The sequence below is a fragment of the Aeoliella straminimaris genome (assembly GCF_024054565.1).
GTDB classification, from domain to species: domain Bacteria; phylum Planctomycetota; class Planctomycetia; order Pirellulales; family Lacipirellulaceae; genus Aeoliella; species Aeoliella straminimaris.
This window is the reverse complement of the sequence record NZ_JAMXLR010000026.1, coordinates 403255-426680: the sequence shown is the minus strand read 5'-3', so window position 1 is coordinate 426680 and position 23426 is coordinate 403255. Positions and strand designations below refer to the sequence as shown.

15 protein-coding genes are annotated in these 23426 nt (G+C 59.7%); 6 read left to right on the top strand and 9 right to left on the bottom strand.

Annotated features, from left to right (window positions below; translation table 11 throughout):
• The first annotated feature begins 476 nt into the window (after window positions 1–476).
• A complete protein-coding gene (locus NG895_RS08535) occupies window positions 477–1610 on the top strand; it encodes a hypothetical protein (RefSeq protein ID WP_252852053.1) in 1134 nt (377 codons plus the stop codon).
• Between the two features lie 678 nt (window positions 1611–2288).
• On the opposite strand, the gene NG895_RS08530 is transcribed toward NG895_RS08535, so the two are convergent.
• Complete coding sequence (locus NG895_RS08530) at window positions 2289–3779, bottom strand: 3-keto-alpha-glucoside-1,2-lyase-like domain-containing protein (protein ID WP_252852052.1); 1491 nt, start codon at window positions 3777–3779, stop codon at window positions 2289–2291.
• A 117-nt stretch (window positions 3780–3896) separates the two neighbouring features.
• Window positions 3897–4583 carry a 3-keto-disaccharide hydrolase gene (locus NG895_RS08525; RefSeq protein ID WP_252852051.1) on the bottom strand — a complete coding sequence of 229 codons (687 nt, stop codon included), beginning with the start codon at window positions 4581–4583 and terminating at the stop codon, window positions 3897–3899.
• A 322-nt stretch (window positions 4584–4905) separates the two neighbouring features.
• Between NG895_RS08525 and NG895_RS08520 the strand changes: the two genes are divergently transcribed.
• The 3 genes from NG895_RS08520 (at window position 4906) to clcA (ending at window position 9333) form a co-directional block, all read left to right on the top strand.
• The gene (locus NG895_RS08520; RefSeq protein WP_252852050.1) at window positions 4906–6762 is read left to right on the top strand and encodes a 30S ribosomal protein S1; all 1857 of its coding nucleotides are present in this window, start codon (window positions 4906–4908) and stop codon (window positions 6760–6762) included.
• A 309-nt stretch (window positions 6763–7071) separates the two neighbouring features.
• Window positions 7072–7953, top strand: coding sequence for a sigma-70 family RNA polymerase sigma factor (locus NG895_RS08515; RefSeq protein ID WP_252852049.1), 882 nt, complete (start codon window positions 7072–7074; stop codon window positions 7951–7953).
• A 30-nt stretch (window positions 7954–7983) separates the two neighbouring features.
• Window positions 7984–9333, top strand: a complete 1350-nt coding sequence (gene clcA, locus NG895_RS08510; protein ID WP_252852048.1) for a H(+)/Cl(-) exchange transporter ClcA — start codon at window positions 7984–7986, stop codon at window positions 9331–9333.
• Window positions 9334–9358: 25 nt separating this feature from the next.
• On the opposite strand, the gene NG895_RS08505 is transcribed toward clcA, so the two are convergent.
• From NG895_RS08505 to NG895_RS08480, 6 genes are all read right to left on the bottom strand, one after another.
• Window positions 9359–10810, bottom strand: coding sequence for a nucleoside recognition domain-containing protein (locus tag NG895_RS08505; RefSeq protein ID WP_252852047.1), 1452 nt, complete (start codon window positions 10808–10810; stop codon window positions 9359–9361).
• A gap of 15 nt (window positions 10811–10825) precedes the next feature.
• Entirely contained in the window at window positions 10826–11668 is an 843-nt protein-coding gene (locus NG895_RS08500) for a FeoB small GTPase domain-containing protein (RefSeq protein WP_252852046.1), read from the bottom strand.
• The gene (locus NG895_RS08495; RefSeq protein ID WP_252852045.1) at window positions 11665–12687 is read right to left on the bottom strand and encodes a metal-dependent transcriptional regulator; all 1023 of its coding nucleotides are present in this window, start codon (window positions 12685–12687) and stop codon (window positions 11665–11667) included. The genes NG895_RS08500 and NG895_RS08495 overlap by 4 nt, the downstream gene beginning before the upstream one ends.
• A 221-nt stretch (window positions 12688–12908) precedes the next feature.
• Complete coding sequence (locus NG895_RS08490; protein WP_252852044.1) at window positions 12909–15131, bottom strand: cation:dicarboxylate symporter family transporter; 2223 nt, start codon at window positions 15129–15131, stop codon at window positions 12909–12911.
• A gap of 363 nt (window positions 15132–15494) precedes the next feature.
• Window positions 15495–17999, bottom strand: a complete 2505-nt coding sequence (locus tag NG895_RS08485) for a M56 family metallopeptidase (RefSeq protein WP_261360711.1) — start codon at window positions 17997–17999, stop codon at window positions 15495–15497.
• A gap of 82 nt (window positions 18000–18081) precedes the next feature.
• Window positions 18082–18471, bottom strand: a complete 390-nt coding sequence (locus NG895_RS08480; RefSeq protein WP_252852042.1) for a BlaI/MecI/CopY family transcriptional regulator — start codon at window positions 18469–18471, stop codon at window positions 18082–18084.
• 633 nt (window positions 18472–19104) lie between these two features.
• Here NG895_RS08480 and NG895_RS08475 point away from each other — a divergent pair.
• On the top strand, window positions 19105–19542 hold the full coding sequence (locus tag NG895_RS08475) for a hypothetical protein (RefSeq protein ID WP_252852041.1): 438 nt from the start codon (window positions 19105–19107) through the stop codon (window positions 19540–19542).
• Between the two features lie 30 nt (window positions 19543–19572).
• Window positions 19573–19932: a hypothetical protein gene (locus tag NG895_RS08470; RefSeq protein WP_252852040.1), complete on the top strand. Its 360-nt coding sequence runs from the start codon at window positions 19573–19575 to the stop codon at window positions 19930–19932.
• Window positions 19933–19979: 47 nt separating this feature from the next.
• Here the strand turns inward: NG895_RS08470 and NG895_RS08465 are convergent, their stop codons facing one another.
• On the bottom strand, window positions 19980–23132 hold the full coding sequence (locus tag NG895_RS08465; protein ID WP_252852039.1) for a POTRA domain-containing protein: 3153 nt from the start codon (window positions 23130–23132) through the stop codon (window positions 19980–19982).
• Window positions 23133–23426: the final 294 nt, after the last annotated feature.

Here is a 23426-nt window from a genome sequence, read left to right as displayed (position 1 = left end):
CTATCTCGCGATGCTGCGAGTGGGCCAAAGTAGTTCCCAGATTTAAACCTACGCAGTGTAGTTGGTTTGCTCAGCACCAGTGCTAGGTAGGTGTCCCCATTGCTCCTGCTTCAGTCAAATCCTGCAACATGACGAATTGATGCTGGCAACCAACGTAGCTAACTGTATAAAGAAATTTAAACCGGATCATGCAGTCACTCGAATACGCAGTGTTTCCGGCAAACTTATCAACACCTTAGGACCCCTAATCCTTCGCTTTGTGAATGTACACGGATACGATCTATTGCAGAAGCCGGCCATCACGCCAGCGTTTTTCTGGACGGTTCAGGATTGTGGTTGTTGTCCTCGCTCTTACAACCGGAATCTGCAATGCAGATACGTACAGAATTAGAGATCATGAAACTCGGACGGAGCTTGCCGAGCTAGAAGAAGCAATCCTGGAGTACAAGGTCCGCTATCTTGCTTACCCTCCTTGTGTGTCCAACTCTGATCCACACGGCGCGATACAAGACTATGTAGAATTCGTCAGCAAAGCTAGCGGTCAAGCATGGGTGCAAAAGGACGGGATTGATTGGAGCCAGATGGATCAGTCAGAGGCTTTGGTGTTCTTCCTCAGCGGCTTGTCTTTCAAGACGACTTCAAACCCGGGAGAAGTTGCCACGCTGGCCTCCCGCTTTAGCTCTGGTGACTTCTCCTCTGCCCCATCCTGGTTTTTCTTTGAGCCGCATCGACTCATCGATCGCGATTGTGACGGTTTCTGGGAGTATTGTCCTCCGGATACAGATGTACCATACGTCTATTTTGATTCAGATAACTACCACACTGCGTTTTCACCCAATCCTGGCGATACTTCCGATATAGCTGTTCCATATCGGATGGATGACGGTGGTTTCGTTGCACCAGCAGGCTTTCAAATCATTTCTCCAGGTCCCGATAGCAAGTTTGGCAAGAGCTTGGAGCGTTACTGGCCTTCTGAACGTGGCTTTACCCAGGCCGACTTCGATAACGCCACTTCATTCACTGGGACTTCATTCGAGAAGCTTCATCTCGCGGAGGCACTCTCCCTGGGCGCTGGGAAATGGATTCGACTATTTTCCTATGCGTCTGCATTCCTGCTCCCAATTGCGGTGTTAGCGTGGCAAATGAAACGTCCCAGCAAGATCAAGCTAAGCGTATTTGCAGCTCTGTATACAATCCTCGTTCTTCTCATTGGCACCATTGCAGTAGATTCACGCCAAGTGGGCTTGTCTCAGGTGTGGACGTGGTTCATTCGAGACGTTGCCGGTATCGCATTTGCCATAGGTTGGCTAGCGTCCGCAATGCTGTTGCCATCAATGTCACGCCGTCCGAGTATGATGTACTATACAAAATGGAGTTCGATCGCAGCGATCGCTTTCTGCGTAATATGGTATGCACATCCAAATTGGCTGGAAACTCGGACTGTCTTCGCCGGCTGGCCATTCGCTTACTCCAGCAATCACCATCCGTTCCACACGGCGTTATTGCTGGCGGACTTCGCGGTGGGTATCGTGATCTCGGCTTCTTTTCTATGGCTGCGTTGGTTGCTTAGCTGCAAGCTTGAGTATTTGCAGAAGCCTTTGGAGAGCTAGGTGTGTTGCTATAAATCGAATAAGCATGTGTCCCCGTTGCTCCCCTCCCCGGCCGTGGGCCGTCCGACCCTCCCACTAGTGGGAGGGTGAAATCCATCTCAGTGCTCTCCGTGTGCTCTGTGGTTATTTTACCCGGCCCGATCGGCGTTCAACCGACGGCTCAGCAAAAAACGTGAGTGTAAAATAATCGTCATTGAACTAGCCCGCCAGTTTGATCCAATAGAGGTGCGGCAGTATGTACTTGCCGGGGATCTTTGGCAATCGGAATGGCTAGAGGCTGTGGGCTGTCAGAGGTAGGCCGGCGGTCGTTAGTGGCCGTTCGCTCCGCGAACGAGCGTAATGCCGGAGGCGCTCATTCGCGGAGCGAATGGCCACTATCGGCTCGATGAATAATGGGCCAACTCGGGGACATGCGGAGAACAACGCGATGGGTTTTGTCCCTGGGCGATTGCTGTCGACCCTGAAAAACAAGGGGTAAATGAAATCCGGGGAGGACAAAACGGTGGGAGTTTTGGGCCCATGGATATAGATCCCCCAGAGTTGGCCCAAAACTGTTGGCCCAAAAGAGAGTTGGCCCAAAACGGCGGCCGGGATGAATCTGGTTGGGTGGCTGGGTTCGACCCCAGCCACCCTTGGAGCTTGGAGAGGTTTCCACCGTCTGGCGACGGTGGTGTCGCATTACCCCTTGGCGGCCGCTTTGGCCAGCTCGTTCTCCTTGGCGTCCACCTCAGGGTTCGGCGTGGCGTCGCCGTCCACCTGGCCGGTGAGCCAGCGGATGCCGCCGAGCAGCGACTCTTGATACGTGGGGTTTTCCCACACGTCTTCGCGGTGGCCCAGGCTCATGTGCATGACGCGGCCGTTGCCGTACTCTTTGACCCACAGCACGGGCACATGGTACGGCTTCTTGAGGTCGGTCTTCTCCATGTCGAGGCTCATCAGCACGCGGACCTTCTCGGGCTGCCAGTGGCTGAACTGATAGATCTCGTCCTTCAGCGTGACGCCCTCGCCCCATGGTGCGGCGGCCGGGTGCGACTGGTCGTGCACCTTGAGAGTCACGGTGGCGTTGGCGGTCCAGGGGTGACCGTTGAAGCTACCGCCAATCATGTCCCAGTAGGGCTCGTAGTCCTCATAGGTGTCGGCTGCAGAGTGGACGCCCAGGAAGGCATGACCTTCCTCCTTGAGCCAGGTGTTGAGGAACCAATCGAGGTCGTCTTTGGCAATCGGCAGCTTTTGCTCGTCGCCATACATCTTGCCGGTGGTGTAGAACATGACGATGTCGTAGTTCTTGATCAGCTCCGGCTTGAAGTCGTTTTCAACGTCCTTGGTGCAGTCCATGCGGAACAGTCCGCTGCGAATGCCCAGCTCGGTCATGATCCGCTCGGTGTGCGAAAGAGCGTTCGCCTTGCGAGTGATGGTGGAATGCTGAAAGCCGCCGCTTTGGGTGACCAGCAGGATGCGAAGCGGCCGGTCGGCGGATGCAGACTTTTTGGCTGCCAGCGGACGGACCTTGATATTGCGGAACCACACCTGGTGGTCGTGGTCCTGCAGGGCGATGTGGCCCTTGGTCTTTTTGGCGAAGTCCTGCCAGGCTTCGAACTTGGTGCCTTTGACACGACGGTTCCAGTCGTCGCTGCCAATCTCGGCGTCGGCCACCTTCGTGCCATTAAGCCAATGCTCCACATGGTTGCCATCGAGCACGATGCGGGCGGTGTTCCACTCGCCGGCTGGTTTCACCACGTCTTTGGCTGGTGGGTACAGGCCATACAGTGCCCCGGCTGCGGTGCTGGCAGTTGGCTCGAGGTTCCATCCTTCGTTGTCGAGCACCTGGTACTCGGGGCCGGTGTTGTAGGAGGGGCCGTCGGTCTCCTGGGCGTAGTAGATGACGCCGCTGTTGCCGCCTTCGCTGATCTTCCAGTCGAATACCAGTTCGCAGTTCTCGTACTGCTGCTTGGTGATCAAGTCGCCTGCCTGGCTGGCGCGGGTCAGCACGCCGTCTTCGATCTTCCAACCAGCGGGCACGGAGTCGTCTTTTCCGTTGTAGCCCCGCCAGGCGTCGAGCGACGTGCCATCGAACAGCACCTGCCAGTCCGACGATTCGTCGGCGGCCTGCGTCAGGCAACACACCGAGCACAAAAGCAACGCAACAGCCCACAAGCGAGCACGCAACATTTTCTGAATCCTCTAAGTTGGGGGAATATCCAAGAGCCGGAAACGGAAACGCCCGGAGGCTCGATTCGAATCTCCGGGCGTTTCGCAGCTTTTGGCGATAGACAATCGACTAGTCGACTAGTCGTCCAGCGGTTTGACCAGAATCTTGCGGAAGTGCACTTCGCTGCCGGGGTCGTGGCCCTGCAGGGCGAAGGTGCCGGACGAGAGCACGCGGCCCTTGAATCCGTCGGCACGATCCACGTCTTCCGGTTCGGTGTAGTCGGTGGTGACCTTGCCGTTCACTTTGACAATAACGTGGTTGCCCTTGACGATCACGTGCTGGGTGAACCACTCGTTATCTTTGTGAGGGGCCTTGTTCATCACGTCCTTCACGGCGTACAGGCCACCGGTCTTCTTCGGGTCGCCGTGTGTGGCGTTTACCTGCACTTCGTAGCCCTTCTCGGGCCAGCCACCGTCCTGGTACTTGGTGTGGAAGTACATGCCGGAGTTCGAATTCGGCTTGGTCATCACTTCGCACTTCCATTCGAAGTTCTTGAAGTCGTGGTCTTCCACGTCGCCGACATAGAACAGGTGGGCACGGTTGCCGTTGACGACGATCTCGCCGTCCTCGACCTTGAAGGTTTCGGGATTCTCGTTCACTTTCCAGCCGGTGAGATCTTTGCCGTTGAACAGGCTGATCCACCCTTCTTCCTCGTCTACTTTTTCGGAGGGGGTATCCTCGGCCAGCAGTTGCCCGCCCAGCACCACGGTGGCCAGCACGGCGGCCAGGCCGTAGGCCCAAATTTTCCAAACGGCGTCTCGCATTGTGTAGAACTCCTCTGTCAGCAGGGAAATGGGGTACTTGGGCAGAAAGAGCAATTGTACCTGGCGCTCTGGGGCGTGTCACCTAACCGCATGGTTCCGCCCGAAACCAGCGGAAAAGGGGCCTATCCCAAGTTGTCACTGATGTGCGGATTTGGTAGGATGGCGAGCTTATCGAGACGCTGTTTCCTTGGACCGTGGTAGGCACGGGCCCGGCGTTTTGGTGGCACCCGTTTCTGTAGGTCGACGGCCGCTTTTCCTCCCCCCCGCCCCGCAAACTCTCGCCCGGGCACTCCCCCCCAAGCTGCCGCCGAATGGGTTTTTCATGGTCAACCGTAATCTAATTCGTGAATTTGACGTTTCGGAAGAAGAGTGGAACGAGGACATCGGCATCGGGCTGATGGAAGAGCTTCCGCCGGAGATGCTCGAGGATGATGTCGATATCTCGCCGGAACAGATCGTCGAAGGCAAGATCGTCCGCGTGGACGACGAGTTTGTCATCGTCGACGTAGGCTACAAGAGCGAGGGCATGGTGCCCCGCAGTGAGTGGGAGGAAGACGAAGAAACGGGTGACGTTGCCGACGAACCCCCCGAAATCGGGAATACGGTCCGCGTCTTGGTCGAAGACGTCGAGGACGTTGCCGGCCGCCACGACGACCGCGGCATGATCGTGCTCAGCAAGCGCAAGGCTGAGAAGATTGAGAAGTGGATCGAGGTGATGTCGAAGGTCCACGAGGGCGACGTCGTGTCGGGCCTGGTGGAACGTAAGATCAAGGGCGGTCTGCTCGTGAACATTGGCGTGAACGTCTTCCTGCCAGCCAGCCAGGTCGACATTCGCCGCCCGCACGACATTGGCGAGTACATCGGCCAGACCATCGACTGCATGGTGCTGAAGATCGACGAGACCCGTCGCAACATCGTGGTCAGCCGCCGCAGCCTGATCGAAGCCGAACGGGCCAAGAAGAAGACCGAGCTGCTCAAGGAGCTGGAAGTTGGTCAGATCCGGAAGGGTGTGGTCAAGAACCTGGCCGACTTCGGTGCGTTCGTCGACCTGGGCGGAATCGACGGTCTGTTGCACATCACCGACATGAGCTGGGGCCGCATCAACCACCCGTCGGAGATGGTGAAGATCGACGACGAAATCGAGGTGATGATCCTCAACATCGACTACGAGAAGGAAAAGATCGCCCTCGGCCTGAAGCAGAAAGAGCCGAGCCCGTGGGACGATGTGGCGACCAAGTACCCCGTGAACTCGAAGGTCAAGGGTGTCGTGGTCAACGTGATGAGCTACGGTGCGTTCGTCAAGCTGGAAGACGGCATCGAAGGTCTGGTGCACATCAGCGAGATGTCGTGGACCAAGCGCATCAACCACCCCAGCGAATTGGTGCAGATCGACGACGAAGTGGAAGTCGTGGTACTGGGCATCAACGAAGAGAAGCAGGAAATCTCGCTGGGTATGAAGCAGACCCAGGAGAATCCCTGGGACAAAGTCATCGAGCGGTACCCCACCGGTGCGATGGTCCAAGGCAAGGTTCGCAATCTTACGAACTACGGTGCCTTTATCGAGATCGAAGAGGGCATCGACGGCCTGCTGCACGTCAGCGACATGTCGTGGACCCGCAAGATCGGGCATCCCAGCGAAGTGGTCGAGAAGGGCCAGGAAATCGAGTGCAAGGTGCTGTCGGTCGATCAGGAGCGTCGCCGTATCGCCCTGGGCCTCAAGCAACTGGACGAAGATCCCTGGGCCACCGACATTCCCGATCGTTACCAGCCTGGTCAGCTCGTGACCGGCAAAGTGACCAAGATCACCAACTTCGGCGTGTTCGTCGGCTTGGAAGATGGTCTGGAAGGCTTGCTGCACATCTCGGAACTGGCCGATCACAAGGTCGAGAATCCCTCGGACCTGGTGAACGTGGGCGACGAGATCGAAGTGAAGGTGCTTCGCGTCGATATCGACGACCGCAAGATCGGCTTGTCGCGCAAGCGAGTCGAGTGGGCCGAGCAGGACGAGATCGAAGCCGAACTGGCCGAAAATCGTTCTTCCGACGGCAAAGAGTTGAAGGGTGGTATCGGTGGCGACTCCGGTCCGCTGTTCAAGGCTGCCACGGATGAGGCTGCCGAAGCGGCCGCCGAAGAGTCCACAGAAGCCGAAGCTCCGGCCGAAGGCGAAGAACAGGCCTAAGCCTTCCAAACCGGCCCCCTGCCGGTGACAACGAATGTGACACCTCCCACCGCGGCGGTGCGAACCGATGGTTCGCACCGCCGCGTTTTTGTTGCGCGATACCACTACACAGGGTGGGTGTTGTTGTCGGTAGCGCCGGCGCTGCACGCACAACCGGCGCAGCCTACGAAGTAGGTAAGGCTTTGCAGATTCCTGACACTCGGGGTCGATAAACTTGGTATCCGCCCCCCGTTACGTGTATTGCGAGCCGTCGCCCTCCCGAACCCGCGCCGCGCTACGTGCACTCCCCCCAATCGATCCGTACCTGCCATGCCCTCCACGAAGAAGCGCAAAGCCAGTTCGTCGGTGCAAACTCCGCTGGAAACGTACCTGCGCGAAATCAACGAAACCGCCCTCCTGAGCGCGAAGGAAGAGAAGGAACTCGCCGTCCGCATTGGCGATGGTGACGTTTCCGCCCGCGACCGAATGGTCCGCGCGAACTTGCGACTGGTGGTGAATATCGCTCGAGGTTACTCCGGTAAGGGCCTGAGCCTGCAGGACCTGATTGAAGAGGGGAACCTCGGCCTGCTCCGCGCCGTGGAGGGGTTCGACCCCGCCATGGGCACGCGGTTCAGCACCTACGCCAGCTACTGGATCAAGCAGTCCATCAAACGGGCTTTGATCAACACTGGCAAGACGATTCGCATCCCGGCCTACATGGTCGAGTTGCTGTCGAAATGGCGGCGGGCGACCGCGCGGCTGACCGAGGAACTCGATCGGACGCCCACGCCGGAGGAAATTGCACGCGTCCTGGGGCTGCCGAAGAAGAAGCTGCCGATCATCAAAAAGGCGATCAAAATCTATAACGCCACGCCGCAGACCGACCAGGCCGAAGCCGGTTGGAGCCTGGGCGACCTGGTGATGGACGAGCGGCAACGCACGCCGGACGACACGCTAGTCGAGTCAGATAGCCTGTATCATGTGATGCAGATGCTCAAGACGATGGACACCCGCGAAGCGACCGTGCTGAAGATGCGGTTTGGCCTGGAAGGTCACGAGCCCAAGACGCTCAAGGAAATCGGCGAGCAGCTGAGCCTTACCCGCGAACGCGTTCGTCAGATCGAAACCGAGGCCCTCAAGAAGATGGCCGCCGGCCTGGAAGATCCCCGCGACCGCAAACTGCTGTTTGGAGCAGTTGTCGAAGAGGTGTAGTCAACTCGACCGCCGAAACGCGAATGGGTAATGGCAAGTACCGAGCAGATTCGGCAACGCAGTGAGACGAAAGCGCTTAAGACGTTTTTGTTTGCCTTCGTTGTTGGACTGACGGCAGGGGCGCTGGGTGCGGCATTTCACTACTGCCTGGAGCAGGCGTTTGCCTTTCACGCCGCCCTGGCTGCCAGGTTTGCCGATCAGCAGTTGGTGGGCGTTCTGGTGGCCGCTTTGTCCGGGGCGGCCATGACGGCAATCGCCTTCTGGCTGGTCCGCCGATTCGCGCCCGAAGCCGCCGGCAGTGGCATCCAAGAGATTGAAGGCACCGTATCCGGCCTCCGCCCCATGCGCTGGCTGTACGTAATGCCCGTCAAGTTCGTGGGCGGCGTGTTGGCAATCGGCGCCGGGTTGGTGCTGGGCCGCGAGGGACCGACAGTGCACCTTGGCGGGTGCGTGGGCAAGATGATTGGCGAGAAGGCCAAGGTTAGCCCTGCCACGTTGCATATTCTGCTCGCATCGGGCGCCGCGGCTGGTCTCAGCGTGGCGTTTGGCGCTCCGCTGGCCAGCATTCTGTTCGTCATCGAAGAGATGCGGGGTCGCTTCCGCTACACGTTTGTTTCTATCCACGCCGTGGCCATTGCCTCGGTGACGGCCCAGGTGGTCGACGACCAGGTGTTCGGCATCGGGCCGCTGCTCCCCATCGACCTGAAGCGATCGTTGGCGGAAGTGGTGAAGTCCCCAGGGGAAATCTTCGAGTTTCTGCCCATCTTCATTGGGCTGGGCATCCTGCTGGGCGTCTGCGGCATGGGGTTCAACGCCACGCTGCTGGCCTGCCTCCGCGTGTTTGATCGATGCAGTTCCCGTACGACGTTCGTCTATGCGACACTGTTGGGCGGCGTGGCCGGCGCGCTGATGTTACTCTCGCCAGGCGCTGTGGGCGGGGGCGACGCACTGGTGCAGTCAGTGTTTGCCAGCAAGGTCCATATCGGGCTGCTGTTGGGGCTGTTGTTGATTCGCTGTGCGATGACGTTTCTGAGCTATAGCTCCGGAGTCCCGGGAGGCATCTTTGCGCCGATGCTAGCCATCGGCGCCTTGATTGGAATGTGCTTCGGAGCGGCGACCCAGGATTTGCTGCCCCACCTGGTGACGTACCCCGCGGCATTCGCCCTGGCGGCCATGGGGGGACTGTTTGCCGCCACGGTGCGGGCGCCGCTGACCGGCATTGTGCTGGTGGCCGAGCTGACCTCGAGTTTCGGACTGCTGGTGCCCCTGACCATCACGTGCATTGTGGCAAGTATCACCGCCCAGCTACTTGGCAGCAGACCCATTTATGAATCGCTGCTGGCGCGGACGCTGAAGAACGAAAGCGACTCGCACGAGTAACGAGCCAAACTCGGGGATGGGCAGATCAGCCCGGGGCAACACTCAGGAGCCGCCATCCCCAGGCGGTGAGCGCACACACCACAAAGCCCAATGCCAGTGGCAACAGCGTGGAAACCATCGTCCACTTTGCGCTGCCGGTTTCTCGATAGATGGTATAGATGGTGGTGCTACAGGGGTTGTGCAGCAGGCTGAAGAGCATCAGATTGACGGCCGTCAGCGTGGTCCAGCCGCCAGCGGTTAATAGTTGCCCCACGGCGTCGCCCGACTGCAGTTCGAACATCACGCCCGTGCCGGCCCCCACGTCCTGCAGGCCGGTGGTCATCACCGTGAGCATCAGCACCGTGGGGATGACGATCTCGTTGGCTGGAATGGCAATCACGTAGGCCAGCAAAATCACCCCGTTGAGCCCAATGAACAGTCCCAACGGGTCGGCAACGCGGATGAAATGCTCGGCCAGGCTCTCTCCGCCAACGTAGACGTTGGCGACCAGCCAGATCACCGCACCCGCCGGCAGGGCAAACACGACGGCCCGCCACAGCACAAAGAGCGTACGATCGATAAGCGACGTGTAGAGCGTTTGCCAGAATCGAGGTGGCCGGTACGGTGGCAACTCGAGGCTGAACGTGCTGACCTCGCCCTTCAGCAGGGTGCGAGATAGTCCCCAGCTCACCAGGAATGTCAGCAGTACGCCCAGCATCGCCACGCTGGTCACCGCGGCGGCCGCCACCAGGCCGGCCAGCACTGCCGGGACCAGCGAACCGAGGAACACCGTGGCGATCAGAAACTGTGTTGGCCACCGGCCATTACACAGCGCAAAGTTGTTAGTGATGATCGCCAGCAGTCGTTCGCGGGGGCTGTCGATAATCCGCGTGGCCACCACTCCGGCAGCATTGCAGCCAAAGCCCATCATGGTGGTCATCGCCTGCTTGCCATGCCCGCCGGAGACCTTGAACAGCCGGTCGAGGTTGAACGCCACTCGCGGCAGGTAGCCGAAGTCTTCCAGCAGCGTAAATAGCGGGAAGAAGATGGCCATCGGCGGCAGCATCACGCTCACCACCCACGCCGTGGCGAGGTACATACCGTCGACGACAAACCCGGTTAGCCACTCCGGCGAACCAACGCTTTGGAAGATGCCCCTGAGCCACGAGTGACCCTGATCGATCAGCAGCCACGAGAGCCATGCTGACGGGATGTTCGCCCCCGTGATGGTGATCCAGAACATCACCGCAAATAGCAGGATCATGATCGGGAAGCCCCATAGCTTGCTCGTCAGAATGTGATCGAGCGAGCGATCGAACGTGGGCCGCGCCGCCTGGCTGGGGCTCGATACCGAACGCTCCGCAATCCGCGCCGCCTGGCCGTAGATGGCCTCGACGACGTGCTCGTGCAAATCGCCCGGAATCTGCTGTCGCCACTGCTTGGCGGCTGCCAGGATCTGGTCGGATTGCGATGCGGGCTGGGAAGGGGAGGGGGGCATGGCGGGCGTCGGGTGCTATTCCTTGTTCGATTCGGTGGTGGCCAGGGAATGCAGCGTACCGAGTTGCCCGCCACGGAGTGCGTCGACCATCGATTCGTCGCCGCTCAGAAGTCGCAGCGCGACCCACCGCGGATTGGGCAGGTTGGGGTAGGCTGCCTCGAGTTCGCCAACCACCGCCGTTAATGCGGGTCGAATAGCAGCCGGCACGGTTTCCAGTCGCTGCGGGCGGCAGACTACCTGGCCGGTGGCCACTTCGTTAATGGCTTGCAGCAACTCCGGCAGCCCTCGTCCGAAGCGGGCCGATGCCGGGACGACCGGTACCCCCAGGTCGCGGGCGAGTTGGCGATCGTCCACGGTGATGCCATGCCGACGGGCCTCGTCCATCAGGTTAAGACACACGACCGCGCGATCGGTAATCTCGAGTATCTGCAGCACGAGATTCAGGTTGCGCTCCAGCCGCGTAGCGTCGGCTACGATCACCGTTACGTCCGGTTGGCCGAATAGGATAAAGTCGCGGGCGATCTGTTCATCGAGACTGGTCGACAGCAGCGAGTAGGTGCCTGGCAGATCGACTAGCTTGAAGCGATGGTCACCGTAGGCATAACCGCCTTCGGCGCGGGCCACGGTCTTGCCCGGCCAATTGCCGGTGTGCTGGCGCAGGCCCGTCAGTGCGTTGAACACGGTGCTCTTGCCGGTGTTGGGATTGCCGGCCAGGGCGACCACGAAGTCCCAGTCCTCCATCGCCACGCCCAACTTCTTCAGGTTGGCGGCACGATACACGCTGCACGACGCGCAGGCATCCACTACAGGTGCAGTGGCAACGTTTTCGGTGGGCGATGGTGGATGGGCGGAACTCATCGGTCGCTCGCCTCTTTGGAGCTCACGCGGATGAGATTCGCCTGTTCGCGACGCAGCGCCACGATGGTGCCTCGTACGCGATAGGCCGTGGGGTCGCCGGCGGGGCTGATCATCTCCACTTCAACCACGGTGCCCGGCACAAATCCCAGGTCCAACAATCGGCGGCGCTCCTGCCCGCGACAGGCAGGCGACAGGCCGATCACTCGCGTCCTTGCTTGAGGCTTCAGGCCGGACAGAAATTCCTCCTCCACCAGGTCTTCGGTGCGGAACTCCGGCAGCGGTCGCACAAACACATTCTGCGCGAGGATGGGTGCCAGGATCTGTTCGTTGCCATCCACCCAGAAACGAACCCGCGAAGGGGTCTTCTCAATCACAAACGCCCGCATCCCGGGCCGCAATCCCAAGGCGACCAACTGGCGGTAAACGGTATCGGGCTCGTCCTCGATATGCGTGATCAGTACGGGCGTCTGCGGTGCGGCGGTGTTGAGCGACTGGCCCGGATCGCCTTCCAGGTCACCGTGGGGCGGCGGAATCACGTCGCCGTGCGGATCGCGCGTGGGATGTCCCAGCCTGGCCGCGAGCGCGTCGGCCTCTTCGGGGGTGAGTAAATGCTCTCGCTCCTCGGCACGCGGGTGCCATTCCAACTCGGGCACGCCGGTTTGCTCGGCAAGGTAACTTTCCCACAGTCGGTGGGCGCGGACCACGTGCAAAGCCATTGCGCGTCCCGCCGGCCGCAGAAGTGGGCGGCCATCTTCGAAAGTCACCAGTTCGCGCTCTTCCAACTCTTCCAACAGGCTGGCGGCGTTCGCGGCCGATATTTGCAGCGCGCCAGCCAGACTATTCAGCGTCGCCACGCGACCGTTGGCCTCGCTCTTAATCAAGTGCTTCAAGGCATCTTCACGGCGAATGCGGCGGGCCAGTTCTTGAGCGAGCTGCCACCGCGCCCACAGACCGTATCGCGGCCAGAACACCACGGCCATCGCTATCAAACTAGCAACGACTGGCAGTGCATGGTTCATGGTCGTTCGTTCTACATTGGCCAGACTGCGGTATGGTTCACCGCTGTGCCGGAGAATTTCTATTCTCCCATCTAGTTTGAATTTTAGCCTATGCTAAACCTGCGTCAAGGCTCGGCGATTGTGGACACCAAGCGAATGTATCGAACACAACGCGTAGGTTTACCGGAGGAGCACCACAGCTAGAAGTTGCGACAGGATCGCAGTAACTCCGGCCGGCAACTTCACCTGGTTGCCGGATACGAAGATCCGGCCGCCTGACTGGTCTGAATGGCTTCGTCGGCCGGAGTAACCTGGCCCCATCCCAGGACATCGGTCAGCACGTTCCACCGGGGACCATTGTCCTGAGCGGATTTGCCTTCGATCCAGTGGTCGTACAGTGCGGTGATGGTGCCGTCTTTTCGTTTCAGATCAATCCAGCGACTCACCACGTTTTCCAGCCGACTTCCATCCAGTGGCATCGGATAGCCAACGCTCACGGTAAGTTGCGCGTCGCTCGGCATCACCACGGTGTAGTTGGGGTACAGCAGGGTCCAGGCACTGCCCGCTTCGGCGCTCATCACCAGGGCGTCGAGGTCGGACTCGCCTTCAAAGAACGGGCGCGGCGAGTTGAGCAGTACTATTTCGGCGTTGGGGGCCGATTGCTGAATGCGTGCACCGAAATAGGGCCGCTCGAGCACCCCGATGCGAAGCGGTCCTTTGCGGCGCAGGTTTTTCAGGCTTGAGAACTCCTCCTTGCGGTGGTCGGGCACGAGCAGCGAGAGGTGCAGATCGAGATACGGATCGCTGAAACGCATCTTTTCGACGCGTCGCGTCGTGGCGAACAGACCTCCCACCAGCAGGTCGTATTGACGATGGCCATTCAGGCTTTCGGCCATGGCTTGTTTGTCGTAGGGGTAGTAAACGGCCTTGACTCCCAGTTCCTCGGCCAGGGCTTGAGTCATCTCGATGTCGAGGCCTACCAGCTCGCCGCGGTCGTTAAAGAAGCTGAAGGGCAACCCTTCAGGATCGTAGCCGACGCGAAGCTCGCCCCGTTGCCGCACCAGGTCGAGCGGGCTCGCCTGGTCGGTGCCTTCGATAGGCTCGGGTGGTTCGCGATGAACGCCGCCGTTGGGTGTGTATTTGGCCGTCCTCATGCCGGTGAGCACGCGGTCTTTGGAGTAAACTTGATCGACGGTCGATCGCAGCATCCACCGACCGCCGCCGATGCTCACGGCCAGTAGCAGTGTCGAGGCAACCGCAAACGTGGCCAGCCCCTTGGGGCGAAAGCGGAGCCAGCCGGCATTGCCCGCGGCGCTCAAGATGGCCAGCCCCGCCAGGTGCATCACGGCCAGCAGCGTTGCCAACCGGCCAATATAAACCAGCGTAACCACATGCAGGCGGAACATGTCGGTGGGGATGCGTAGCTGTTGCAGCACGAAGGGCAGGCCGATTTCGACGCTGCCAAAGAAACTGAAAAACCCCAGCACACTGAGCTTCGGGTAGTCGCTCAGGGCCACTGGCGAACCGGTGAACCAACCCGCGAACGGGATGAACAACAGCAGCAGTACGACCCCCAGGTTGGGAAACGTAAAGGCGATGGGCAGGGCCACGTCGACCACCGATTCGGCGTGGCGGCGACTCCGCTCTTCTTGGTCCTTGAACAGTTGTTTGCAGTTGTCGGCCAACATGGCAAGCACCACCAGTAGGTTGCCGGTCGTAAATCCGGTGACCAACGGATCGCGCGTAGCGCGGAGCACGTCGCCGTAGCTAAACGGAGTGAGCGACGCCACGAGCATCGGCACCAGCCAGAAGGCGAGTAGCATCGCGCCGATCGTGTACGCGACCAGATAGACCTGCAGTCGACTCAGGTCCTCCAGCGTCATCGTGCCCGCCGCGCTGGCGGCCAGGGCGAATACGCCGATCGGTGTCAACTTGACCACGAAGCCGGTGATCCTGCCCAACGCGTTGGCCAGGCTATCGAGCACGGTGAGCAGTTGCTGCTTGTTCGGCACACCGATCAAGGCAATGCCTAGCGCGACGCCAAACACCACCACGCCGGGAATCACGGCCTGGCTTAAGCTGCTAAAAGGGTTGGCTGGGATGTACAACTCGACGAAGTCCACTTCCTCGGCCGGCTCGACCATCGAGTGGCTGAAAAAACTGGCCGACTGGAGCTGCGGAAACATCAGCGGCAGCAGCACCACTAAGCCTATCGCCAGCGCCCACAGCACTACCGAAAACAGGGCAAGGCGGGCACCGGTCAGCTTGGCCTCCTCATAGCTCAGGCGTCCAAACCCGAGCGGCAACGCCACGATGAAGTACGGCAGCACGGCCATCTGTAGCAGGCGAATGAAGCCGTTGCCAATGGGGTCGAGAATCTCAGCCCGCTCGCCAACGAACACGCCGGTCAACACTCCCAGTACCAAGCCGATCAAGATAAAGGTGGTTAGACTTAGCTTCCGCATATTCTCCAAAGGTTCCTAATCGCATAGAATCTCGCCTGCAGACCCAGCCATCACGTAGTGTGGCAGCACAACGACCATGGTAAAGTCGCATCACACTCCACACCGTTGCAAAGCATGCGCCACTAGTCGCCCGCATCCCGAACTTCGCTCATCGGAACGGGTTGAGGAGAAAAAGGCAGCCGATAGCCTTCGGATCACCGTGTGCGATGCCTAGAAAATTAGCACGAGCGCACACCAGAGGTGCATGCTATCGCCTCGCGGCACTCTAGTTTTGCCGGAGCCTTCGTGAATGGCAGCGGTCGATTTCGATCCTATTCGGACCGATACGCAGCAGCGTCGCACCAATCGCATGCCCGGGGTGCCCTAGTTGGATCGCTTTCGCTCGAGCTCAAAGACAACCTTCAGCTTCTCGCCAGGTTTGCATTCAATCTCTTTTCCCTGGTAGCTGCCCGGCTGATAGTCATCGGGATACGATTGCCAGGCGACGCCGATGCGGTGTGTTCCGGGCTCAAATAATGCTTGGAGTGTGCCCGTGTCGTCGGTTCGCAGGCGGTCGCGGTGAACGATCCGCGTGGCGACTTCCCAGGCGGTCGTGTAGTGCAATTCTCGCTGATCGTCGGAGTCCCGGCTCCAGAAGTCGACGTTCTCGATGCCTTGGCCGGTGTCTTTATCGACGACCTGAACCTCCACCTGCGCGGCGGCAGGCAGTTCGACCACGATGGGCGCTGCAGGTGGTTCGTCGCCCAGTGTGAAGTTAGTGTTTGTCTCCAGGTACGGGGTGCCATATTCCGGCAGAATGTGCAGGCGGTATTCGCCAGGTGGCACGCCCAAGGTGACCCGCCCTTGTTCGTCGGTTGTGTCCAGCGCGCTGGCTAGCTTGTTATTCGCGTTGACAAACGCCTTCGGTGCTGGCTGCCCGGTATCGGCGTAGACCACTTGGATGGGAACTTTCACCGAGTTCTCGAAGGTCAAACGAATGTCCTGCGAGGCATCGTACAGCCGACGGTCGCCGTAGCTTTCTTCCAAACCTGCTCGCGTGGTGAACCAGACCATCCGCGACGGAAACCCTGGCGGTTGCACCTTAACTCGAAATCGACGGCCGCTGGGCGCGCCGGTGAATTCGAAGCGACCTTCTGCATCGCTGTGGGTTATCCACATCTCTGGCGGCACATCGGCGTTGAGCAGTTCGAATCCGTCGCTGGCCATTATCCTGAACGGTTGCCGGTCGGAGCCCGGCCGACGCGAGCCATAGGCATCTAGCGGAATGCGTTCGGCGTCCCAGATGGCAAGCTTTGTTTTGGGAATCGGCTCGCCATTCCCATCGACAATCGTACCGCGAATCGTAGCCGCTGCAGGGAAGGTCAGGTCGAGTTCGATCTTGTCATCTACGTAGAATTGACTGGGTTCGTCCCCTGCCGGATCCACGTAACTGGAACGTCCAGGCTGGGGACTCGGATAGAACCATTTCAGCGGTCGCCAGGCAAAGCCGTACCCCTGGGCGGTACCAAACACCAAAAACCCACCATGGTCGCGGCCGTGGTTGGTGTCCGCGCGTGTGATCGGAAGCTCAATCTCTTCGAACGTGTATCTTCCGCTTTCGTCGGTAGTGGTCTCGGCGATACGTTTGCCGGCCCAAAGCACACGCTGTGAAGAGACATAGACGGTCGCCCCCGCAATGGGGTTGCCGGCCTCATCTAAGGCCAATCCCGTCATGCGGATGGGGAACGTGTAACTATCCGTCTTGGTGGGGTCGTGCTTTGATGCGTCGGCTTGATCGGCAGATTCTTCTTGAGTGTTTTGCGGTGCAGAATCGTCTGGACCCGCAGCAATCGTTGGCCGGGGCTGAAGGACGGCCAGTGACGCTACAACACAAAGACACAGGGCCACCAGCAGCGTACCACGCACCCGCCCCATGGCTGCGTGACTGCAGTCGCTGTTGAGCATGGCGTGGACTCGCTTTTCGAGATTGCCACGGCGGACGATTCCCACCGCCGCGGGTAGTGGTCGCTCGGTGAGGTTGCGCTTTGCCAGGGCAATCAGCTGATCGGCATACTCTGTTGCCCGCTCTCCTGACCGCACGACCCAATCGTCGCAAGCCTGTTCGCGTTCGCGATGCATCTGCCTCAAGCACCACCAGGCCAGCGGATGGAACCAATACAGCGCACACGCCAGTCGGCCAAGCGTCTGCAGGGCAACGTCGAAACGTACGACATGCGCCATCTCGTGCAGCAGGATACGACGTCGCTCGTCAGCCGTGGCATGAAATCCGGCGGGGATCAGAATCGCTGGGCGCAGCGTACCGCAGGTCATGGGTACTTGAATCGTCGAGTTCTCAAGCAAGACGACCCGACGCATTGGCCGGTGCTGCCCGCTGATTTCGGCGAGGCTCTGGCTCCACTCGCCCTCGGGCAATGCGTTGCTGGTACGTCTTAATCGCAGTGCTCCCACTTCGCCCACAACGATTACCACCAACAACGAAAGCATTCCCACCATCCACACGGCCGACGCCACATGCGCGAGGCGAATCGTGTGGGCGGAGGCTGCCTGGCTGACGGGTGCTTCTAGGGAAGCGCTCGTAATGCCCGCTACGGGCGAAGTCGTTTGGTTGGCCGCGTCATCCGTGGCGTCGTTTGCAATCTCGGTAGGTTGGTAGTTAGATTCGGGCTCCAATTGGACCGGTGGTGACTCGGTGGGCACTTTCGGTTGAGAGAAGACCACCGGCGTGGGCACTTCGAGGCGAGGCAGCACTTGCGAAAGCAATGGCAGGGCGACGGTCGACAACAAGGCCGACGTTAGCACGGCGTGCCGAACGGCAGCAGACGATCGACGCAGCGCCCTGACGGCCAACATGGCGACGATCAGAATCAAGGTCGCCTTGACCGTGAGATCGAACAGTAGGTTGAGAAATGAGTCATCCAGGTAATTCGATAGCGCTTACAAGGATGGCATGCTATTTCCCCTCTTGGCGTGCTTTCCGGACGATGGACTCGATTCGTTTTAGTTCGTCTTCTCCGACACTTTCGGCGTCGAGAATCGCAGCCACCGCCTCGGTAGCCGAACCTTTGAAGAAGGTCTCGAGCAGATGCCGAAGCGCCGACCTGCTGGCCTGATCGCGCGATTGTGTGGCACGGTAGACGTAGCGTTTGCCACACTGCCGGTGGGTGAGCAGCCCCTTCGATTCCAGCAGACGCACCATTGTGCGGACCGACGAGTAGCTGGGCGGGGCGGGAATCTCGTCGCGAACCTCGCTGACGGATGCCTCCCCAAGCCGATGGACGGCATCCATGATCTGACGCTCGCGGCGTCCGAGATCGCTGGTGTTGACTTCAGTCTTTGCCATACCGATGGAGCGGGAGAAGTTAAGTGGCAATCAGTTAACACGTGTGAATATATTGCCACATTTGGCCTATGTCAATCTTCGCCGTCATGTTTTCTGGCAGATAGCCAACGGGCGGGCCGCAAAACGACGTAATCGTCGCTGTAAAATTATCACCGTTGAAGTGGCGAGTCGGTGTGATCCAATGGGGATGCGGCGCGGTGTGCAGGCGGCTGTCGCATCGCAGGCCCCACCCCACCCCCTGGCTACAGTTTTGGTCCAACTGCGGAGTATTGGGACAACTGGCACAACGTGCGGAGAACAACGCGGAGAGTTTTGCCCCACCCCGCCATGTAGAACACCTAGAAAACAAGGAGTCTTACCATTCGGGGGGGACCAAAACGGTGGAGTTTTGGGACCACGAATGCAACCTGGGGGATTGGGGAGTTGTCCCAATACTGGCGGCTTGCTTCCACGGGCTGGGGGGGCCGGACCAGCGGACAATCCGACTGCGAGGCGGCAGATATCCCCTACAACCCGCAGAGGTCCTATTTTTCTTGACGGTTAAGAATTTCCCTGCCTAGCATGGAGTAGCGAATAGAAACTTCCGAACAACAAAGGTAGGGCGACGTGCCTCGACTTTTCATACCTACATCAATGGCAACCCTGTCGGTAGCGGTGCTGGCGCTGGCATGTTGGGGCTCGGCCCACGGTCAGGCACCCACGTATCAACGCTATCGCCAGGGACCGTCGTACCAACCAGCGGGAGGTCCGCCGATGGGTGGTCACGTTGGCGATCACCATGGCGGTATGCATAAGCCCGATCGACCTTATCAACGCGATCGACACCGCAAGCACCGACCAGCACAGTACAACGTTCCACAAGTATCGGGCAGCTACTTTCAGCGGCCGTACCCTTATCACTTGGACTACTATCGCATGCGCTGGGGAGGGAGCTACGCCCCCTACTTTGGCAACCTGTACGGACCACCCAACGTTGAGCTGGGCGTTACCCCCTACTTCAACGGTGGTGGCTACTACTACGACGGCGCCCCAGCGGTACCGTTCGACGCGGCGCCAACCCCCATGGAGTGACGCTCGCCTGTTTGCAAGGAAGCAGATCGAATGAAACGTCTTCTCACGCTGGCTTGTCTGGTGGCATTGAGCAACACGGCGGCCCTGGCTGTTGCCCCACAGCGTGTGGCCACTCCGCAGCATAATATCACGCTGCCGGGTACCGTTTTCTCGAAGCGTCCGGCTAGTCCGCAGCGTGCTGTAGCTCCACAGCGCAGCGCTACGCCGCAGTCGGTTCAACCGGCCAACTACGCCGGGCCGCTCGCCTATCCGTCGGATCCGACGTACCGTCCAACGTGCACTCCCCAACCGTACCGCTGGGGCTGGTTCGGCGCGGAGTATTTCACGCCCGGTCCAGAGATCCATCGCACTTACACGGATGGTTGGACCGAATGGCACTATCGCTGGTAGAGCATTGAATCAAGGCACACGGTCTCGTCCACCGCATCCGCGAGAGCTTACCGCAGGAAGCCGACGCTAAAGCTGAACACCTGCGTGTCGTCGGTGGGGGCTTTGGCGACCGGGAACGCAAAGTCGAGCGCGATCGGCGCCGGGCCCATGGCTGGCACCGTGATGCGAAGACCGAAACCGGGCGAGACGCGGAAGTCGTTGATTTCTACTTTGGGCTCCACCGTACCGAAGTCGCAGAACACCACGCCATGCAGCATGTCGTCCGCCGTGATGGGGAACATGTACTCGGCGGAGTTCAGCCAGCTGAACTCACCACCAACCTCCACGCCGTTCGACACGGGCGAAGCACCACGGAAGTCGAAACCACGCAAGGTGGAAAAACCACCGGCAAAGAAGTTATCGTAGATGGGAGTGTCGCTACCCGTGACGTCGACCTTGGTGACCAGGCTCACGACATGGCGTCCCGAGTGGTCGGCCCGTTCGCGGACGAGGAAGTACTTCTTGAAGTCGACACCCACGCGCGGGTAGTCGAATGTGCCAATGACCTGCTCGCCGTAGATCTCCATGTAATGGCCCTGCGTCGCCAGGAAGGCGCTGTCGCGAGTGTCGTTGATAATAGACGCTTTGAAACCATGCAGGATGTTGTCGCCCAACACTTCGGCCAGTTGTGGTTCCGCGGGGTTGGATGGGTTGCGAATGTTGACGTTCTCCGCCCGGTAGGTGAAGTTGGTCGAGACGTCGCTCTGCACCCATTGGTAACCCCAACCGATCCGGCCACCGAGTCGTTGCTCGTCCCAGTCGGTATACCGGCGGTCGTAGTACGAACCCGACAAGCTCAAGCTGACGTTGGTGCCCAGGAAGAAGGGCTCCTGGAAGCTGGCCAGATAACGCTGCACTTGCGAACCGGGGGCGGCCTCGAGGCGGAAGCGTTGACCGCCACCACGCCATGCGGTGCCGTCGACGATGTCCTGCCAACTACGCGGAGGGCGTCGCCAGTCGAAGTTGCGCTCGTCCAGCATGATCTGTCCCACCACGCCGGCATTCGAGTTGATTCCAACACCCAACAGGAAGCGGCCGGTTTGCGTTTCCTGCAGGTCGACAAACACGTCGACCTCCGGATTGGTGTAGCTCGGCAGCCCATTTGCACCCGGCACGATCATCTGATCGGCGGGGTAGGGGGTAATCGACTCGGCCGGAGGTAACTGCGGCGAGGGCAGGGTTTGTTGAGCGGGAATACCGGGCGGGGGAATCTCATTCACATACTGTGTCTGCTGCACGCTCGCGTCTCGCACCGGTGCCGTGGCGGGCGAAGTGGGCCGAACGGCCTGGCCTCCCACGTCAGACAACACGTCCGACGCGCTACGAGGCGTGGCCACTCCGCCTGCACCCCAGCCCATGGTCGCGTTCTGTCCGCGATACACGGGCTTGCTGTCCAGCGAAGGTGGAAGCAACACCGGGCGTGGCTGATAAGGATTGGCCGATTTCACGTTCAGTTCTTGGTAGGCCGTATTCGTGGCCGGGCGTTTGGCGTAGTAGCTTTCGATGGCCGGTTTCCGTACGACATGCACTTGGGGCTGCGACTGCGGCACCGCGGGTTGTGGGGCAGGGGGGGCAATCGGCTTCAGGTCGCGATCGAAATACAGGTGCACCTCCATATCCTTGTCGACATCCATCGGATAGTTGGGCCGTTCGACTTCGTAGGTGCCCGGCTGTCCCGGCACGGCGTCAAAAGCGGGGGCTGGTTCTGGAGGACTCTGCCCTCGGACCATTGGCTGGTCACCAGATGCCAGCATTTCGTCGTTCTTTTCAGGAATGCGGAACGAGATCTTGGGATAGATGTTCCGTGCCGCGTCGGCGTGGAACAGGCTGCTGGCCTGCAGGCGTCGTTCGCTGGCTCGCACTTCCCGAATGTCCATGATCTGTCCAGGTTTGATCGACAGACGGTTGAGCGCCGTGCTGATCTTGGTGTGCGGATTGTCGCCACCGATGTGCACGAACACCCGTCCCACGCGGAACTGCTTGCCCTCGTCAATGCTGTAGACCAGATCCACTTTGCCAGGTTCGTCCAGATAACGGACGTCCGCCTTGATGTCGGCGAACACGTATCCCCGGCTGCCATAGAGTTCCTTGAGCCACTCGACGTCGCCGGTTAGCCGATCACGTTCGAAGGTCTGCGCACCATGCAATTTCAGGCCTGCCTGCAAATCCTTGGTGGCGAACAGGTTATTGCCAAGAAACGATACGTTTCGCACGCTCGATTGCGGTCCCTCGCTGATAATCCAGCGAATCGTGGCCTTGGTGTCGTCGTCGTTCCATTCGATGATGGGTTCCACGGATGCTTGAAAGAACCCAAACCGCCGGTAATAGTCGGTCAAGCGAACCCGATCGGATTCCACACCATTCTGGTCGAGGTAGCCCTTGAACAAGCCGAAGAACATGCCCGGCTTGGTGCTGATTTTCGTCTTCAACTGGCCGTCGGTGGCAAACAGGTTGCCCTCGAAACGCACCTTCGACACCTTTTGTTGGGGGCCTTCGTTAATGGAGTAAACCACGGCCTGGTCGCCAGTCTGCAGTCCCTCCACCACCTGAACCTGCACGCGGTTGAACCCGTTGTCCTTGTACAGTTGGGCGATCCGGCTGCGACCTTCTTCCACCTGATAGGGGCTCAAGGCTCCCCCTTCTTCCAGGCCGGTCTCTTTGCTCAGCTTTGCATCCTTGATGCTCTTGTTGCCCAGGTACTGCACGATGCGAATAGTGGGGCGTTCCACCACCTTGAAGATCACCACCAGGCCGTCTTCGCTGCGGTCGGTGTATGTTTCCACGTTCACGAACCACGGCAGGTCGAACAGTTTCTTCACGTCACGCTGCACGAGTTGTGGATCGTACGGGCGGCCGATGCGCGTCTGTAGTTGCGAGAGTACTTTCACCTTAGGAACGGTACGGGCCCCTTCAATACGGATATCCGTCACCGGATCGCTGGTGGATGAAAGCGACGGACCGCCCGCGCTAGCGGATGGTTTTTCCTCGCGTCCAAACAAGCTGCCAGCCAGGTCGCCGGCACTCATATTCCCTTGTCCTGCCGCCGGCAGACCAAGAGGGAGGGTCGCTGCGAACACCATCAATGCCTGCTTCAGCACACGTTTCGAGTGCTGAAATAGCGAGTTGAATGGCAATGTAATTTGTTCGTTTTGAGTGCTCATTCGAGAAGACTCGTCCAGAGGAGATCGACTGCTGCAAGGGAACGACGGTGCCTACCGCGCACGTTGGCGCCTGCATCGTCCCCGCAGGGGTGGCAAGGGATACCTAAATCCGCCAACCCCGGCAATACCGCTAGGGCGACCAATGCTCAAACTACCGCCGATTTGCTTTGGAATTGGGTCATTTCCTCCAACCAGGTGTGCCGAGTTCTCTTAGGCTGGTGCGGGCAGGGCGCCCCGTACCTTGCCCAGACTGCCCAAGCGTGGGAAAGTCGTGTGATAGCAACAAGTGCCTGT

What these genes read in the sequence shown, in the direction of transcription:
- NG895_RS08530 (WP_252852052.1), bottom strand. Translation starts at nt 3,779, where the DNA reads ATGTTGCGTGCTCGCTTGTGGGCTGTTGCGTTGCTTTTGTGCTCGGTG.
- NG895_RS08525 (WP_252852051.1), bottom strand. Translation starts at nt 4,583, where the DNA reads ATGCGAGACGCCGTTTGGAAAATTTGGGCCTACGGCCTGGCCGCCGTG.
- NG895_RS08520 (WP_252852050.1), top strand. Translation starts at nt 4,906, where the DNA reads ATGGTCAACCGTAATCTAATTCGTGAATTTGACGTTTCGGAAGAAGAG.
- NG895_RS08515 (WP_252852049.1), top strand. Translation starts at nt 7,072, where the DNA reads ATGCCCTCCACGAAGAAGCGCAAAGCCAGTTCGTCGGTGCAAACTCCG.
- clcA (WP_252852048.1), top strand. Translation starts at nt 7,984, where the DNA reads ATGGCAAGTACCGAGCAGATTCGGCAACGCAGTGAGACGAAAGCGCTT.
- NG895_RS08505 (WP_252852047.1), bottom strand. Translation starts at nt 10,810, where the DNA reads ATGCCCCCCTCCCCTTCCCAGCCCGCATCGCAATCCGACCAGATCCTG.
- NG895_RS08500 (WP_252852046.1), bottom strand. Translation starts at nt 11,668, where the DNA reads ATGAGTTCCGCCCATCCACCATCGCCCACCGAAAACGTTGCCACTGCA.
- NG895_RS08495 (WP_252852045.1), bottom strand. Translation starts at nt 12,687, where the DNA reads ATGAACCATGCACTGCCAGTCGTTGCTAGTTTGATAGCGATGGCCGTG.
- NG895_RS08490 (WP_252852044.1), bottom strand. Translation starts at nt 15,131, where the DNA reads ATGCGGAAGCTAAGTCTAACCACCTTTATCTTGATCGGCTTGGTACTG.
- NG895_RS08480 (WP_252852042.1), bottom strand. Translation starts at nt 18,471, where the DNA reads ATGGCAAAGACTGAAGTCAACACCAGCGATCTCGGACGCCGCGAGCGT.
- NG895_RS08475 (WP_252852041.1), top strand. Translation starts at nt 19,105, where the DNA reads ATGGCAACCCTGTCGGTAGCGGTGCTGGCGCTGGCATGTTGGGGCTCG.
- NG895_RS08470 (WP_252852040.1), top strand. Translation starts at nt 19,573, where the DNA reads ATGAAACGTCTTCTCACGCTGGCTTGTCTGGTGGCATTGAGCAACACG.
- NG895_RS08465 (WP_252852039.1), bottom strand. Translation starts at nt 23,132, where the DNA reads ATGAGCACTCAAAACGAACAAATTACATTGCCATTCAACTCGCTATTT.